Here is a 16400-nt window from a genome sequence, read left to right as displayed (position 1 = left end):
TCGTGGCTCATTGAGCCTGCAACGGATGGGGAGGCAGGAACGACGGTGGCGGAACGGAGCACGGCGGCCGTCGACGTGGCCGACACGAGCGGTGAGGAACCGCTGACCGCCCAGGCGGGTCAGGCCACGGACGACGGCGCGGAGGCCGAGAAGGTATCCGGCGGGGAAAAGGACACCGCACGCACCGACGCGACGCGTGCCACGGCGGCCGAATCCCAGCCACCGGAACTGCACAGTGGCCACAAGCTCGCCAGACGCTACCGCCTGGAGGAGTGCGTCACCCGTCTGGACGGGTTCAGCAGCTGGCGTGCGGTCGACGAAAAGCTGCGCAGAGCCGTCGGCGTGCACATCCTGCCCGCCGACCACCCTCGGGCCCGTCCGGTGCTGTCCGCCGCCCGCTCCTCCGCGCTCCTCGGCGATCCCCGGTTCGTCCAGGTCCTCGACGCCGTCGAGGAGAACGACGTCGTCTACGTGGTCCACGAATGGCTGCCGGACGCCATCGAGCTCACCACCGTGCTCGCCGGCGGACCTCTTGAGCCGCACGACGCCTACCAGCTCGTCAACCAGGTCTCCCAGGCCATGGCCGCCGCCCACCGCGAGGGCCTGGCCCATTTGCGGATCACCCCAGGTTCGGTGCTGCGTACCGAGTCCGGCCAGTACCGCATCCGTGGGCTGGCCGTCATGGCGGCGCTTCGCGGCATCACCTGCGACCACCCTCAGCGCACGGACACAGAGGCGATCGGCGCTCTGCTGTACGCCGCGCTGACCCAGCGCTGGCCCTACGAGAACGACGCCCATGGCCTGACCGGCCTGCCCAAGGGCGTCGGGCTGATCGCGCCGGACCAGGTACGTGCGGGGGTCCACCGTGGGCTCTCCGAACTCGCCATGCGTGCGCTCGTCAACGACGGCGCCACGGCCTCCCGGCAGGAACAGCCCTGCACCACCCCGGAGGAGTTGGCCAAGGCCGTCGCGGCGATGCCGCGCATCCGCCCTCCGGAGACGTCGTTCAGCACACCACCGCCCTACCAGCGCACCGGATACCAACAGGGCACCTACCGCCAGCAGCCGGCCCACAACCGCCAGCCCGGCCGGCCGACACAGGCCATCCCCACCCCACCGCCCCCGCTGCAGAGCCGTACCGGCAAGGCGCTGAAGTGGTCCGTCTCCGCGCTGCTCATCGCGGCGCTCGGGCTGGGCAGCTGGCAGCTCGCGGACACCCTGCTCAAGATGGAGGGGGATCAGGACGAGCCGGGCAGCTCGCAGACGACCGGCGGCAAGGCCAAGAACCCCGTTGCCAAGCCGATCAAGATCGAAAGGGCTGCTGAGTACTACCCGGACGGCAAGCCACAGCACCCCGGCCAGGCCCAGGACACCTACGACAAGGACCCCGGCACCTACTGGCGCAGCAGGAGCTTCCTCCAGGGCCCCGACCTGAACCCGTCGTTCAAGCAGGGCGTCGGGCTCATCTATGACCTGGGCTCGAAGGAGCGGATAAGCAGCGCTTCGGTCGGTCTGCACTACAGCGGCCCGCACACCACTGTCACCCTGTACGCGGCCAACTCGCTCTCGCCGTCGGAGCCGCTGAGCTCCATGCAGGAGCTCGGTACGGCACAAACGTCGGGGACGACGGTGGAGATCAGGCTCAAGAAGCCGGCGAAGGCGCAGTACGTCCTGGTCTGGATCACTGCCATGCCGTACTCCCCGAAGGACGAGTTCAGCGACCCCGGCTACAAGCAGGCCGTGACGGAGGTTTCCTTCACCGGCTGAGAGGCGGAAAGCACAGCAGCTGCCTGAAAAAGAGTGCGGGGCCCCGGCCGGATGGAACGGCCAGGGCCCCAAATTCATCGGCATTTACTTTCCTGACCTGGCGGGCTTCAATGGGACCCGAGATCAGGCAGCTACGGCCGGGGGGCCCGTGTCCACCGACAGCAACGAGGCTTCGACACCATCGGACGCCGATCTCCTTGCCCTGCATGTGAAGGGCGACCCCGATGCCTTCGGGGAGATTGTCCGACGCCACCGCGACCGCCTCTGGGCCGTTGCTCTGCGCACTCTCGGCGATCGAGAAGAAGCCGCCGACGCCGTCCAGGACGCCTTGGTCTCCGCATACCGCGCGGCGCACACCTTCCGTGGGCAGTCCGCCGTGACGACCTGGCTGCACCGCATCACGGTCAATGCCTGTCTGGACCGGGCCCGCAAGGCCGCTTCCCGGCGCACTTCGCCGGTGGCCGAGACCGAGCGGCTGGAGCAGCTCCTCGAACCGCAGGAATCCGCCGCCGTCCCCGCCGAGCGGCAGGACCTCTACCGGCAACTGCTCGGCGCGCTGCGCACCCTCCCCGAAGAACAGCGTGCCGCCCTCGTCCTCGTCGACATGCAGGGCTACCCCGTCGCCGAGGCCGCAGCGATCCTCGGGATTCCGACAGGAACCGTGAAGAGCCGCTGCGCACGGGGCCGTGCTCGGCTCCTTCCGTTGGTCACCCATCTGCGCGCCGATGACGGGGATAGCCGACCCGTGAGCCGGGGAAGGAACCGGGCGCAGGGGACACCCGTCCCACCGACGGCAGGACCGAACGACACAGGTGCCGTGAAGGGCGGAGGTGGGCGAGCGTGACGTCGACGACCGGCTCGGATGAGCACCCGGAGGTCTCCGAGATCTCTGATCTCACGGATGGACTGCTGACCCCGTTCCGCACCACACAGCTCCGTGACCATCTCGCGGGCTGCCCTCTGTGCGCGGACGTCCAGGCGTCCCTGGAAGAAATCCGCGGGCTGCTCGGGACGCTTCCCGGGCCGACGAGGATGCCCTCGGATGTCGCCGGGCGCATCGACGCCGCCCTCGCGGCCGAGGCACTGTTGGACTCCACGGCGCCCGCCACTGGGACTCTTGTTTCACGTGAAACATCGATGCACGCCGACTCGGTTTCACGTGAAACATCGGCCGGCTCCACTTCGGTTTCACGTGAAACATCGACCCGTGGGAGCTCGGTTTCACGTGAAACCGATGTGGAATCGCCCACACACGGCGCGCCCTCGGATCGACCGTCCGGACGCCCGCGGGGCACCTCCGGACCCGGCCGGCAGACACCGGGCGGCCGCTCGTCGCGTTCGCGGCGCTGGCCCCGGATCCTGCTCGGGACGGCGGCAGCCGCTGCGGCCATCAGCATCGGCGGTCTTCTCTTTCAGAACGCTTCCACCAACGGCACTCCCACCACGATGCCGGACCGCGCGCCATCCACCCAGCAGGCTCCCGGCGGCTCGGCACTGACCTCCGCATCCCTGGAAGCGCATGTCCACGGCCTGCTCGCGGCGAAGCACAAGCACAAGTCCCCGGAGATCGGGACCCGCAGCTCGCCCGAAACACCACTGCGCGGCAATGCCGACATCGCCCCCTCGTGTGTGCGCAAGGGCATCGGCCGTACCGAAGCGCCGCTCGCCTCCAGCCACAGCACCTACAACGGCAAGGACGCCTATCTCGTGGTGCTGCCGCACCCGTCCGACCCGTCACGTGTCTCCGCGTACGTCGTCTCTTCCTCGTGCGTCTCAGCCACCCCGCCGACTCCCGGCAAGGTCCTGCTGACCCACTCGTACCGGCGAGACTGAACGACGGAACGTGCGCTGCGACACTCCGGGAATGCACGCCCCGTAGGATCCGTTGGGTGGGGTGAGAGTTCCGAGACCCCAGCAAGCAGTCGGCAGAGACAAGGAAGACACCCGTGAGCGACGTCCGCAACGTGATCATCATCGGCTCCGGGCCCGCGGGCTACACCGCAGCGCTCTACACCGCCCGCGCGTCCCTGAAGCCGCTGGTCTTCGAAGGTGCCGTCACCGCCGGAGGCGCGCTGATGAATACCACCGACGTGGAGAACTTCCCCGGTTTCCGAGACGGCATCATGGGGCCGGACCTCATGGACAACATGCGCGCCCAGGCCGAGCGCTTCGGCGCCGAGCTCGTGCCGGACGACATCGTCGCGGTCGACCTCTCCGAGGAGATCAAGACCGTCACCGACAGCGCCGGGAACGTCCACCGCGCAAAGACCGTGATCGTCAGCACCGGCTCCCAGCACCGCAAGCTCGGGCTGCCCCGTGAGGACGAGCTGTCCGGCCGCGGCGTCTCCTGGTGCGCCACCTGCGACGGGTTCTTCTTCAAGGACCAGGACATCGCCGTCATCGGCGGCGGCGACACCGCGATGGAGGAGGCCACCTTCCTCTCCCGCTTCGCCAAGTCGGTCACGGTCGTCCACCGCCGTAACGCCCTGCGCGCCAGCAAGGCGATGCAGGATCGTGCCTTCGCCGACCCGAAGATCAAGTTCGTGTGGGACAGCGAGGTCGCCGAGATTCACGGCGAGAACAAGCTCTCGGGTCTGACGCTGCGCAACGTCAAGACCGGCGAGACCTCGGAGCTCCCCGTCACGGGCCTGTTCATCGCCATCGGCCACGACCCGCGGACCGAGCTGTTCAAGGGCCAGCTGAACCTCGACGACGAGGGTTACCTCAAGGTCGACGCGCCCAGCACCCGTACGAACCTGCCGGGTGTCTTCGCCGCAGGCGATGTCGTCGACCACACCTACCGCCAGGCGATCACCGCAGCCGGCACGGGCTGTTCCTCTGCCCTTGACGCCGAGCGGTTCCTCGCTGCGCTGTCGGACGGCGAGGCGGTCGCCGAGCCGGACAAGACCGCTTCCGCCTGACCCGCGCACCCAGTTTTCCCAACACCCACCCCATAAGGAGATTGCCATGGCCGGCGCCACGGTGACCGTCACGGACGACAACTTCGAAGAGGTCGTCCTCAAGAGCGACAAGCCCGTCCTCGTGGACTTCTGGGCCACCTGGTGCGGCCCGTGCCGCCAGGTCGCCCCGTCCCTGGAGGCCATTGCCGCCGAGCACGACGAGATCGTCATCGCCAAGCTGAACACCGACGAGAACCCGGCGACCACCGCCAGGTACGGCGTCATGTCCATCCCGACCATGAACGTCTACAAGGACGGCGAGGTCGTGAAGACCATCGTCGGCGCCAAGCCGAAGGCCGGTATCGAGAAGGACCTGGCGGACTTCCTCAAGTAGTGGCGGCACGTTTCACGTGAAACATCGGGCCCGCCCCCTCAAAGGGGCGGGCCCGATCTCTGTTCCGAGGGTTCCTACAGCGGCCGCAGCGCGGGTTCCTTCTGGACTGCTCCCAGCAATCGGTCGAGGGCCAGCTCCACATCTTCCTTCCACGAGATGGTGGCGCGTAGCTCGAGCCTCAGCCGCGGAAAGCGCGGGTGGGGCCGTACGGTCTTGAAGCCCACCGCGAGGAGATGGTCGGCGGGCAGCACACAGGCAGGCTCGGTCCAGCGGGCATCCCCGAAGGCCTCGATGGCCTTGAAGCCGCGCTGGATGAGGTCCTTGGCTACCGTCTGCACCATCACCCGGCCCAGCCCCTGCCCCTGGTAACCGGGCGTCAGCCACGCCGTGAGCAGCTGCACCGCATCCGCCGACACCGGGCTGGTGGGAAAGGCCGTGGACCGCGGCACATAGGCCGGCGGGGCATACATCACGAACCCGACCGGGACGTCGTCGACATAGACCACCCGCCCGCAGGATCCCCACTCGAGCAGTACCGCCGAGATCCAGGCTTCCTTCTCCAGCTCGGGCCGCCCCGCCTTTACCGCGGCTTCGCCGCTGACGGGGTCGAGTTCCCAGAAGACACAGGAGCGGCAGCGCTTGGGGAGATCCGGAAGGTTGTCCAGCGTGAGCGGTACGAGCCGACGGCCCATGAAGCCAGGTCCTCACTTCCCTCGCCTGCCGCACCACGTAGCGCCGTCAGCGCCGCCTGCTCCCTGAGCAGACCGCCGACGAACCCTCCGACGGCCGCGAGGCCGAACCCCGCCGCCAACAGTCCGGTGCGGCTCACTGATCGCATGGCCTCTCCTCGTTGTGAGGTCTCTCCATGTGGATGCGTGCCATACCCGATCGCATCGTATCCACCCTTTACGGGCACGGGTACCGGCAGAGAGCAAAGGGCGGGCCGTGTTCCGGTATGGACTCCGGAACACGGCCCGCCCAGGAGCCGAACTCGTCAGCTCATTTCTTGTCGTCGCCCTCCTCGGCAAGCGACGTGCCCAGAACCGGGCCTTCGCCGGGGGCCAGCGTGCCGAGAATGCGCTCCAGATCGTCCATTGAGGCGAACTCGACGACGATCTTTCCCTTCTTCTGACCGAGATCGACCTTCACCCGGGTCTCGAAACGGTCGGACAGCCGCGTGGCGAGACCAGTGAGCGCGGGAGACACCCGGGCGCCCGCACGTGGCTTCTTGGCCTTGGCCGTGCTCTTGGGGTCGGACCCCAGGAGCTTCACGATCTCCTCGAGGCTGCGCACCGACAGCCCCTCCCGCACAGCGCGGTGCGCGAGGTGCTCCTGCTCTTCGTGGTCCACCACGGTGAGCAGGGCACGGGCGTGTCCTGCGGAGAGCACGCCCGCCGCGAGTCTGCTCTGGACGGCCGGCGCCAGCTTCAGCAGCCGCAGCGTGTTGGTGACCTGCGAACGCGAGCGCCCGATCCGGTCGGCCAGCTCGTCGTGCGTGCACGCGAAATCCTGCAGCAGCTGGTCGTAGGCGGCCGCCTCTTCCAGCGGATTGAGCTGTGCCCGGTGCAGGTTCTCCAGCAGCGCATCGAGCAGCATCTTGCCGTCTTCCGTGGCCCGGACGATGGCAGGAATTTTCTCCAGCCCGGCCTCACGGCACGCCCGCCAGCGGCGCTCACCCATGATGAGCTCATACCGCTCGGGCGCGGTCTGACGGACCACCACCGGCTGGAGCAGGCCCACCTCCTTGATGGAGACCACCAGCTCGGCGAGCGCTTCCTCGTTGAACACCTCCCGCGGCTGCCGTGGGTTCGGTGTGATCGCATCCAGCGGCACCTCTGCGAAATGCGCGCCCGCGACCTCTGTTACGCCCTGAGGCATCACTTCCGGCTCGGCCGGTGCCTCTGTTTCACGTGAAACACCCTTCGCCGGAAGCGCGGCAACCTTGGCGGCCGCCACCCCCCGGTCCGGTGTCAGTACCGGTACGGCCGACGGTGACGTCGTCCCCCGTCCCACCACAGGCCCGGCATTGTCCGTGCTCTGCGGTGCCGCGGGGATCAGCGCACCGAGCCCACGGCCCAGGCCTCTACGTCGTTCGCTCACTGAGTCCCCTCCGACATGCTGTGCTGTCCTTCATAGTTGACCGCGAGGCCCTGACCACCGGTCTGAGAAACCCCGCGCAGCGCGATCTCTCTGGCCGCTTCGAGATACGAGAGCGAACCACTGGATCCCGGGTCATAGGTGAGCACCGTCTGCCCATAGCTGGGTGCCTCGGAGATACGCACCGAGCGGGGGATGCTCGTACGGAGCACCTCGTTGCCGAAGTGGCTGCGCACTTCATCGGCGACCTGGGAGGCCAGCCGGGTACGCCCGTCGTACATGGTGAGCAGGATCGTCGAGACATGGAGCTTGGGGTTGAGATGCCCGCGCACCAGGTCGACGTTCCGCAGCAACTGCCCCAGACCCTCCAGTGCGTAGTACTCGCACTGGATCGGGATCAGCACCTCCGCGCCGGCGACCAGAGCGTTCACGGTCAGCAGGCCCAGTGAGGGCGGGCAGTCGATAAGGATGTAGTCCAGCGGCTGCTCGTATGCCTTGATGGCCCGGTCCAGGCGGCTCTCCCGCGCCACCAGCGAGACCAGTTCGATCTCCGCACCCGCCAGGTCGATCGTGGCAGGCGCGCAGAACAGGCCCTCCACATCCACCACCGGCTGCACCACATCGGAGAGCGGCTTGCTGTCCACCAGCACGTCATAGATCGACGGCACTTCGGCGTGATGGTCGATTCCCAGAGCCGTCGAGGCATTGCCCTGGGGGTCGAGGTCGACCACCAGAACCCGTGCCCCGTGCAGGGCCAGCGAAGCCGCCAGGTTCACCGTGGTCGTGGTCTTGCCGACCCCGCCCTTCTGGTTGGCAACCACCATCACCCGGGTCTGCTCGGGCCGGGGCAGCCCTCCCGTGCGGCCAAATGCCTCCACCGCCAGCTGAGCTGCACGACCGATCGGGGTGTCGTCCATCGGGGGCGGCGTTTCACGTGAAACGTCGTCCCCGAACGACTCGTTACGGGGACCGGGGACCGGTTCGGTCATCGGTCCCGCGATGTTGGCGTCGGACCGCAAGGATTCACTCTCCTCGACATCAGGCTCGCAGTGGTCAGAGCCTGCCATGCTTTCGGCGTCGTGAACCAGTGAGGTCCGCTCTCCTGTGGACAAACCCACGTCTGTGGATACTTCCGTGACCCTTGTGGGTTTACGGTCGCGCGGCGCGGCGGCCGCGCGACCACGGTCAATGATCCCTTGCAGTAGAGAACGACGTTTCACGTGAAACACGATGCCAGCGCCGCGCCCGATTAAGCCGCGACACTCCGTCTTGTGGCGTTTTGATGGCCTTTATGGAATTCGCCCTATTCGCTGGTTCGCGAAGAATGCACCCGCGGCAGCGAGTCCGGCCCGGGAACCCCGGAAAGAGGGCATTCAGCGCCGGCGCCCCCTCGACACACGGCTGACACGCGCCGCCTTCGCCCGCTTGGCCGCGAAGCGCACCCCGCCGGGACTTTCCCCGACCTCGACCCGCACCACGGTCGACGGGGGATCCACGATCCCCTCGCCCACGTGCACCACCGACGTCTCCACCACACCGAGCTTGCTCAGCGCCGCCCGAGCCCCCTTGAGCTCCTCCTCCGCGGCATCCCCCTTGAGCGCCAGCATCTCGCCGTACGGCCGCAGCAGCGGAACGCCCCAGCCGGCCAGCCGGTCCAGTGGAGCGACGGCCCGGGCCGTCACCACATGCACCTGCGGGATCTTGCCCATGACCTCTTCGGCCCTGCCCCGCACCACCGTGACATGGTCCAGCCCGAGCAGCTCGACGACCTCCTGCAGGAAGGTCGTTCGTCGCAGCAGCGGCTCCAGCAGCGTGATCTTCAGATCCGGGCGCACCAGCGCCAGCGGGATACCGGGCAGCCCGGCCCCCGAACCCACATCGCACACCGAGACGCCCTCCGGAACCACCTCGGAGAGCACCGCGCAGTTCAGCAGATGCCGCTCCCACAGCCGGGGTACCTCGCGCGGGCCGATCAGCCCCCGCTTCACTCCCGCGTCGGCGAGCAGTTCGCCGTACCGCACAGCCTCCGGAAAGCGCTCACCGAATACCTCCTGCGCCGCCTTCGGCGCAGGAGGAAGCTCCGCTGCTGCCTCCGTCACGGGAACCGCCCTTCCTCTGCACTGCTTTTCCTGCCGGGAACCCCGGATACGCTCCGGAACCCCGGAATAACACAGAACACGCTGACAAGATTTGGCCCCGTCTGCGAGCAGACGGGGCCAAAGACAAACGAAGCGCTGAAGGTCAGGCCGGGAGGACGACCACTCGGCGCTGCGGCTCCTCGCCCTCGGACTCACTGCGCAGCCCGGCCGCGGCCACCGCGTCGTGCACGACCTTGCGCTCGAACGGCGTCATCGGGTCGAGCCTCACCGGCTGACCGGTGCCCTTGGCCTCCTCGGCCGCCTTCGCGCCGATCTCCGTGAGCTGCTCACGCTTGCGCGCCCGGAAGCCGGCGATGTCCAGCATCAGACGGCTGCGGTCACCGGTCTCGCGGTGCACGGCGAGCCGGGTCAGCTCCTGCAGCGCCTCCAGCACCTCACCTTCACGGCCCACCAGCTTCTGCAGATCGCGGCTGGTCGCCTCGCTGATGATCGACACCGCGGCGCGGTCGGCCTCGACATCCATGTCGATGTCACCGTCGAGGTCGGCGATGTCCAGCAGCCCCTCGAGGTAGTCGGCCGCGATCTCACCTTCCTGCTCCAGGCGGGTGAGGGTGTCGGTGCCCTTGGTGCCAGGGGTCGTGTCCGTCACGAAAGGACTCCTTCTTACTTCTTGGACGGGTGCTTGGGGCGCTGCTGGCCCTTGCGCTGTCCGGACTTGGTGTTACGGGACCCGGAGGCAGAGGCGCCCTTCGAGGACGCGTCGCCCTGCTCCTTGCTGTCCTGCGAGGCCTTCTTCTCCAGCGACTGCTTCTTCGCGGCACCCTGACCGGACGAGGCGTCGCCCGCGGAACCCGCACGCGTACGGTTCTGCGTGGCACCCCCGGAGGCACCGGTGCCCGGCGTCGAGTGCTGCCGCTTGGCCTTCGTCTGACGCTTGGGCTGCTGGCGGTTCTGGCGCGCTTCCTCGGCGGCCTTCTTCGCCGCGATCTCGGCCGGGGCCTCGACCAGCTTGCCCTTGGCCCGCAGCCGCTCCTGGCGCTCCGTGAAGGCCTTGCTGCCCGGGGTGGGGTTCCGGCGGATGACGAACATCTGCTGGCCCATGGTCCACACGTTGGTGGTCAGCCAGTAGACGAGGACACCGACGGGGAAGTTGATACCGAAGACGGCGAACATGATCGGGAAGACGTACATCAGCATCTTCTGCTGCTGCATGAACGGCGTCTTCACCGTGAGGTCGACGTTCTTGGTCATCAGCTGGCGCTGCGTGTAGAACTGCGACGCCGACATCAGGACGATCATGATGATCGTGACGACGCGGACATCGGTCAGGGAAGCGCCGAGGCTTTCGATCTTCTCCGCGCTGTCCATGAACTTCGCGGCCAGCGGGGCACCGAAAATGTGCGCCTTGTTCGCGCTGTCCAGCAGCGACTGGTTGATGACGCCGACGGTCTGGTTGTTCGCGATGTGGTTCAGGACCTGATACAGCGAGATGAAGAACGGCGACTGCGCCAGAATCGGGAGACAGCTCGAGAGCGGGTTGGTGCCCGTCTCCTTGTAGAGCTTCATCATCTCTTCGGACTGGCGCTGCTTGTCGCTCTTGTACCGCTCCTGGATCGCCTTCATCTTCGGCTGGAGCGCCTGCATGTTCCGCGTCGACTTGATCTGCTTCACGAAGAGCGGGATCAGGCAGATACGGATCAGCACCACCAGCGAGACGATGGACAGACCCCACGCCGCGCCACTGTTCGGATCGAAGATCAGGCTGAAGAACGAGTGGAACTGGACGATGATCCAGGAAACAACGGTATAGAGGGGACCGAGGATCGTGTCCACGAATCAGGCTCCTTGGGCGTTGGGCTGAGTCTCGGGCTGGGCGGCGGGTTCATGGACGGCAGTCCCGCCCAGACGGCTCCTCAGCCGCTGGTGCCAGACCGGACGCTTCCGGGGAGGGACGTGGTCGACGCCACCGAGCGACCACGGATTGCAGCGCAGGATGCGCCAGGCAGTCAGCGCAGTCCCTTTCACCGCGCCGTGCCGGTCGATGGCCGTATAGCCATAGTGCGAGCACGACGGGTAGTACTTGCAGACCGGGCCCAGCAAGGGGCTGATGGTCCACTGATAGATCTTGATCAAAAGCAGCAGCGGGTACTTCACTGTGCGCTCCCTCCCGGGTCCCGTCCGGGGTTCCGGGGGGCCGCGGCAGAGCCGCTGTCGGTCGTGGCACCGGTGGGATTGCAGCCTTTCGGCGCCCCTCCCAGCAGCCGCTGAAACGCGGCGTCCAGGTCGCGGGCCAGCTGGTCGTGCTCCGCTGCACCCGCGCCGGGCAGGGCCCGTACGACAACCAGGCTACCGGCGGGCAGCCGGTCCAGCCGATCGCGCATGAGGTGGCGAAGCCTCCGCTTGACCTTGTTGCGTACGACGGCGACGCCAACGGCCTTGCTCACGACGAAACCCGCACGCGCCGGGGGAACGTATTCCCCCGCTGCGTGCGGGTCCGTTGCACCGCTACGAAAATGAACGACAAGGAGCGGGCGCCCGGCCCTGCGTCCCCGGCGTACCGCGGTCGCAAAGTCCTCGCGCCGCCTCAGCCGATGCTCGGTAGGCAGCACGTCATGGACCTAGGGTCAGGCTGCTCAGGCCGACAGGCGGGCGCGACCCTTGCCACGGCGGGACGCGAGAATCGCGCGGCCGGCGCGGGTCCGCATGCGCAGACGGAAGCCGTGGGTCTTCGCGCGGCGGCGGTTGTTCGGCTGGAAGGTGCGCTTGCTCACTCGGGGGCTCCAGGAATGCTTGTTGTCTCAAGGTGAGACAGATGTGGGGCGTCGCTGGCTGTCACCGTGCGCCCACGAGTAGCTCGCAACGCCTAAGTGCACCGCTTCACGATCGCCCAGAGCGCGATCTTTGCCCATCGGAGGCAGGCGGCAGCAGCCATCGACAACTCGACCTGGTCACGGTACGCGCGGCTACGCCATCCGGTCAAACCGGCTCCGGTCCGCCCCACGCAGCCCCTTGTCAGGACACACTATGCACAGCCTGTGGACAACAACTTGAATCCGCAGGCCCGGCCTGACTACCGTTGCTGAACTCCGATTCCTTCCCGCCCGTCCTGAGAATCACACATTCGTGGGACTGTGAGAGAGCGTGCCTTGTGGCTGAAGTCCCTGCTGATCTTGCCGCAGTGTGGCCGCGCGTACTCGACCACCTCCTGCGCGCCGAGGCCGACGGCCTCAAGCCCAAGGACCAGGACTGGCTCAAGCGCACGCAGCCCCTGGCGCTGGTCGCCGACACCGCACTGCTCGCGGTCCCCAATGAATTCGCCAAGGGTGTGCTCGAGGGACGGCTCGCGCCGCTGATCGGGGAAGCGCTCAGCCATGAATGCGGGCGGCCCATCCGGATCGCGATCACTGTCGACGACTCCTCCGAGGAGCCGCCGGCGCAGTCCGCGCCCCCCGCGCCGCAGCAGCACCTGCAGCAGCACCCGCAGTCGCCGCACCAGCCGTCCCACCAGGCGCAGCCGCAGCACGACGCGTACGACAGCTACGACAGCCGCCACGACCGGCAGAGCTACGGACACCAGGCCGAGGAGCTGCCCACCGTCCGGCCCGCCTACCCCGATTACCAGCAGCCCCGGCACGAGCCCGGCGCCTGGCCGCAGCACCCCACCACCATGGGCGGCGGCCCCGGCCCCCGCGACGACTACGGCTGGCAGCAGCAGCACCTCGGCGGCTTCCCCGACCGCGATCCGTCCGCGGAGCAGTGGCGTGAGCCGTACGCCTCCCCGGCGCCCTCCCACGTACAGCAGCAGAACGACTACCGCTCGCCGCGCCGCGACCTGTCCGAGCACCAGCCGCCCGGCCGGTCCGGCAGCCCCGCGCTGCCCGCGCCCAGCGGTGCGCCCAGTCCGCTCGCCGCACAGCCCGCGCCGGCCACCGGCCCCGGTGAGCCCACCGCGCGGCTGAACCCGAAGTACCTCTTCGACACCTTCGTCATCGGCGCCTCCAACCGCTTCGCGCACGCCGCCGCGGTCGCCGTCGCCGAGGCTCCGGCGAAGGCGTACAACCCGCTGTTCATCTACGGGGAATCCGGCCTGGGCAAGACCCACCTGCTGCACGCCATCGGGCACTACGCGCGGAGCCTGTATCCGGGCACGCGGGTGCGGTATGTGAGCTCGGAGGAGTTCACCAACGAGTTCATCAACTCCATCCGCGACGGCAAGGCGGACGCGTTCCGCAAGCGCTACCGCGACATGGACATCCTGCTGGTCGACGACATCCAGTTCCTGGCGAGCAAGGAGTCGACGCAGGAGGAGTTCTTCCACACCTTCAACACCCTGCACAACGCCAACAAGCAGATCGTGCTGTCCTCGGACCGGCCGCCCAAGCAGCTGGTCACCCTGGAGGACCGGCTGCGCAACCGCTTCGAGTGGGGCCTCATTACGGACGTCCAGCCGCCCGAGCTGGAGACCCGGATCGCGATCCTCCGTAAGAAAGCGGTGCAGGAGCAGCTGAACGCGCCGCCGGAGGTGCTGGAGTTCATCGCCTCGCGGATCTCGCGCAACATCCGCGAGCTGGAGGGCGCGCTGATCCGGGTCACCGCGTTCGCCTCGCTCAACCGGCAGCCGGTGGACCTGGGCCTGACCGAGATCGTGCTCAAGGACCTGATCCCCGGCGGCGAGGACGCCGCTCCGGAGATCACGGCCACCGCGATCATGGCGTCCACCGCCGACTACTTCGGGCTGACCGTCGACGACCTGTGCGGCTCCTCGCGCAGCCGGGTGCTGGTCACCGCCCGCCAGATCGCCATGTATCTGTGCCGCGAGCTGACGGATCTCTCGCTGCCGAAGATCGGCGCGCAGTTCGGCGGCCGGGACCATACGACCGTGATGCACGCCGACCGCAAGATCCGCGCCCTGATGGCCGAGCGGCGCTCCATCTACAACCAGGTCACCGAGCTGACCAACCGCATCAAGAACGGCTGACCGCCGGCCACGTGCCGGCCGCCCACAGGCGCGCTCAGGGCGCTCCGGAGACATCCGTCCGGGGCGCCCTTCGTCGTACGGGGCGCCTGAGCAAGCCCTCAGGGGCGCCCGGCGAAGCGTCCCCGGCCCCTTTCTGCGCCCCGCGGGCACGCCCCGCCGTCATCCCAAACCTGTGGAGCGCGCCGGGCGTGTTCGATTCCGTACAAGGTCACGGCCTCCCTCCACAGATTGGGCAAGAATCTTCCATCCACATCCTGGGGAGAGCAGAGTTATCCCTGGGGAATCCACAGCGCGCCGTCCCGGCGGCGCATCAGGGGAGGTCAGCAGGGTGTGGATTTGTGGCCAACTGCAATCCACAGGCTGTGGACGGAGATTTCATCCACAGCCCGGTGCTCGGCTTGTCCACCGGCTGCCCACAGGAGAGGCGGCGTTGTCCCCAGTGATCCCCAGCTTCTCCACACCCCTGTCCACTGTTCGGCAACCCAACACCCGTGCTCACCGGCCCGAGTGAAAGCGGTCACATCAAGTTGGTTGGTTGGGCTGTGGGGAACCGGGGTAAAGCTGGGGATGGCACTGGGGAGAACTGCCCGTCCCCTGTGTATCGGGTGTGCAGAACTTTCGGCGGTCCACAGAACCGCCCGCTTATCCACGGCTGCCACCCACAGGGCCGGTGGACAAAATTTGCGTGCTGACCTGCGCAAAGGGAGTTGTCCACGGTTTCCACAGGCCCTACTACTACGACCACGGATATCTACCGGGGACTTCGCTTGAAAGCGGGGGCTGTGCACAAGTTGGCCGCCGAGCGCCCGGACCGGTCCGAGTCGACTTGACCCCGAGCCGCACCAGCTGTCAGCGGTGTGCGTCAGACTGGTCTCCGGCAACCCAGCCGATGACGAGAGCCAGCAGGGCGTAAAAGCCAGCAACAGCAGGAGGCGGTTTCCGGTGAAGATCCGGGTGGAGCGCGATGTACTCGCGGAGGCAGTGGCCTGGGCCGCCAAGAGCCTCCCGGCCCGTCCGCCGGTGCCCGTCCTCGCGGGCCTGCTGCTGAAGGCGGAGGACGGCGCTCTGAGCCTCTCCGGCTTCGACTACGAGGTCTCGGCGCGGGTCTCGGTGGAGGCCGAGGTCGAGGAGGAGGGCACGGTCCTCGTCTCCGGCCGGCTGCTCGCCGACATCTGCCGGGCGCTCCCCAACCGCCCGGTGGAGATTTCCACCGACGGTGTACGAGTGACCGTCGTCTGCGGCTCGTCCCGCTTCACCCTCCACACCCTGCCTGTGGAGGAGTACCCGTCCCTGCCGACGATGCCCACCGCCACCGGCACCGTCCCCGGCGAGGTCTTCGCCGCGGCCGCCGCCCAGGTGGCCATCGCCGCCGGCCGTGACGACACCCTCCCGGTGCTCACCGGCGTACGCATCGAGATCGAGGGCGACACCGTCACCCTGGCCTCCACCGACCGCTACCGCTTCGCGGTCCGCGAGTTCCTGTGGAAGCCGGAGAGCCCGGATGCCTCCGCGGTCGCCCTGGTGCCCGCCAAGACCCTGCTGGACACCGCCAAGTCGCTGAGCAGCGGCGACACCGTCACGCTGGCGCTGTCCGGCTCGGGCGCGGGCGAGGGCCTCATCGGTTTCGAGGGCGCCGGACGCCGTACGACGACGCGGCTGCTGGAAGGCGACCTGCCGAAGTACCGCACGCTCTTCCCCACCGAGTTCAACTCGGTCGCCGTGATCGAGACCGCGCCCTTCGTCGAGGCCGTCAAGCGTGTGGCGCTGGTGGCCGAGCGGAACACCCCGGTGCGGCTGAGCTTCGAGCAGGGCGTGCTGATCCTGGAGGCCGGCTCCAGCGACGATGCACAGGCTGTGGAAAGGGTGGACGCCGAGCTGGACGGCGACGACATCTCGATCGCCTTCAACCCCGGCTTCCTCCTGGAGGGCCTGTCGGCCATCGACTCCCCGGTGGCGCAGCTGTCGTTCACGACGTCCACCAAGCCCGCCCTGCTGAGCGGCCGTCCCGCCAAGGACGCCGAGGCGGACGACGCGTACAAGTACCTGATCATGCCGGTGCGGCTGAGCGGCTGAACGGCGGCCAGGGACTCCCGGCGCAGCCGTACGGACTCCCCGTACGGCTGCTCGGATGACGCCGTTGACCTGCGGCGAATGAGCGGCTGAGC

General features: G+C 68.0%; 15 protein-coding genes and 1 pseudogene. 7 read left to right on the top strand and 9 right to left on the bottom strand.

From position 1 onward, the window contains the following. Positions 1-45 precede the first annotated feature (45 nt). The 5 genes from ADL29_RS07045 (at position 46) to trxA (ending at position 5061) form a co-directional block, all read left to right on the top strand. Positions 46-1767 (top strand): protein kinase family protein, encoded by a 1722-nt coding sequence (locus tag ADL29_RS07045; protein ID WP_053922863.1) that lies wholly within the window; start codon positions 46-48, stop codon positions 1765-1767. A gap of 148 nt (positions 1768-1915) precedes the next feature. Beyond that, positions 1916-2611 (top strand): RNA polymerase sigma factor SigM, encoded by a 696-nt coding sequence (gene sigM / locus ADL29_RS07040; protein ID WP_053922862.1) that lies wholly within the window; start codon positions 1916-1918, stop codon positions 2609-2611. Between the two features lie 602 nt (positions 2612-3213). Next, positions 3214-3600 carry a hypothetical protein gene (locus ADL29_RS46210; protein ID WP_342671143.1) on the top strand — a complete coding sequence of 129 codons (387 nt, stop codon included), beginning with the start codon at positions 3214-3216 and terminating at the stop codon, positions 3598-3600. Between the two features lie 113 nt (positions 3601-3713). Further along, the gene (gene trxB, locus ADL29_RS07030; protein ID WP_053922860.1) at positions 3714-4688 is read left to right on the top strand and encodes a thioredoxin-disulfide reductase; all 975 of its coding nucleotides are present in this window, start codon (positions 3714-3716) and stop codon (positions 4686-4688) included. Positions 4689-4734: 46 nt separating this feature from the next. Next, positions 4735-5061 (top strand): thioredoxin, encoded by a 327-nt coding sequence (trxA, locus tag ADL29_RS07025; protein WP_053922859.1) that lies wholly within the window; start codon positions 4735-4737, stop codon positions 5059-5061. 74 nt (positions 5062-5135) lie between these two features. On the opposite strand, the gene ADL29_RS07020 is transcribed toward trxA, so the two are convergent. From ADL29_RS07020 to rpmH, 9 genes and pseudogenes are all read right to left on the bottom strand, one after another. Further along, positions 5136-5753 carry a GNAT family N-acetyltransferase gene (locus ADL29_RS07020; protein ID WP_046927066.1) on the bottom strand — a complete coding sequence of 206 codons (618 nt, stop codon included), beginning with the start codon at positions 5751-5753 and terminating at the stop codon, positions 5136-5138. Positions 5754-6060: 307 nt separating this feature from the next. Then, positions 6061-7161, bottom strand: a complete 1101-nt coding sequence (locus tag ADL29_RS07015; RefSeq protein WP_078970811.1) for a ParB/RepB/Spo0J family partition protein — start codon at positions 7159-7161, stop codon at positions 6061-6063. After that, positions 7158-8225, bottom strand: a complete 1068-nt coding sequence (locus ADL29_RS07010; RefSeq protein WP_078970810.1) for a ParA family protein — start codon at positions 8223-8225, stop codon at positions 7158-7160. Before ADL29_RS07010 ends, ADL29_RS07015 begins: the two co-directional genes overlap by 4 nt. 306 nt (positions 8226-8531) lie before the next feature. Further along, positions 8532-9257, bottom strand: coding sequence for a 16S rRNA (guanine(527)-N(7))-methyltransferase RsmG (gene rsmG / locus ADL29_RS07005; protein ID WP_053922857.1), 726 nt, complete (start codon positions 9255-9257; stop codon positions 8532-8534). 142 nt (positions 9258-9399) lie between these two features. Next, positions 9400-9906, bottom strand: a complete 507-nt coding sequence (locus tag ADL29_RS07000) for a Jag family protein (protein WP_053922856.1) — start codon at positions 9904-9906, stop codon at positions 9400-9402. 14 nt (positions 9907-9920) lie between these two features. After that, a complete protein-coding gene (yidC, locus tag ADL29_RS06995; protein WP_053922855.1) occupies positions 9921-11090 on the bottom strand; it encodes a membrane protein insertase YidC in 1170 nt (389 codons plus the stop codon). Positions 11091-11093: 3 nt separating this feature from the next. Further along, on the bottom strand, positions 11094-11411 hold the full coding sequence (yidD, locus tag ADL29_RS06990; protein WP_030412278.1) for a membrane protein insertion efficiency factor YidD: 318 nt from the start codon (positions 11409-11411) through the stop codon (positions 11094-11096). An 86-nt stretch (positions 11412-11497) separates the two neighbouring features. Continuing rightward, positions 11498-11866: pseudogene (gene rnpA, locus ADL29_RS06985) on the bottom strand (ribonuclease P protein component); the annotation flags it as partial. A gap of 24 nt (positions 11867-11890) precedes the next feature. Next, positions 11891-12028 carry a 50S ribosomal protein L34 gene (gene rpmH, locus ADL29_RS06980; RefSeq protein WP_003949374.1) on the bottom strand — a complete coding sequence of 46 codons (138 nt, stop codon included), beginning with the start codon at positions 12026-12028 and terminating at the stop codon, positions 11891-11893. A gap of 377 nt (positions 12029-12405) precedes the next feature. Here rpmH and dnaA point away from each other — a divergent pair, with 377 nt between their 5' ends. Both dnaA and dnaN read left to right on the top strand, forming a co-directional pair. Continuing rightward, positions 12406-14235, top strand: coding sequence for a chromosomal replication initiator protein DnaA (gene dnaA, locus ADL29_RS06975; RefSeq protein ID WP_078970809.1), 1830 nt, complete (start codon positions 12406-12408; stop codon positions 14233-14235). 942 nt (positions 14236-15177) lie between these two features. Next, positions 15178-16308, top strand: a complete 1131-nt coding sequence (dnaN, locus tag ADL29_RS06970) for a DNA polymerase III subunit beta (protein ID WP_046927073.1) — start codon at positions 15178-15180, stop codon at positions 16306-16308. The last annotated feature ends 92 nt before the right edge of the window (positions 16309-16400 follow it).

It is taken from the genome of Streptomyces chattanoogensis, assembly GCF_001294335.1.
Classification (GTDB): Bacteria; Actinomycetota; Actinomycetes; order Streptomycetales; family Streptomycetaceae; genus Streptomyces; species Streptomyces chattanoogensis.
This window is presented reverse-complemented; position numbering and strand designations above follow the sequence as displayed.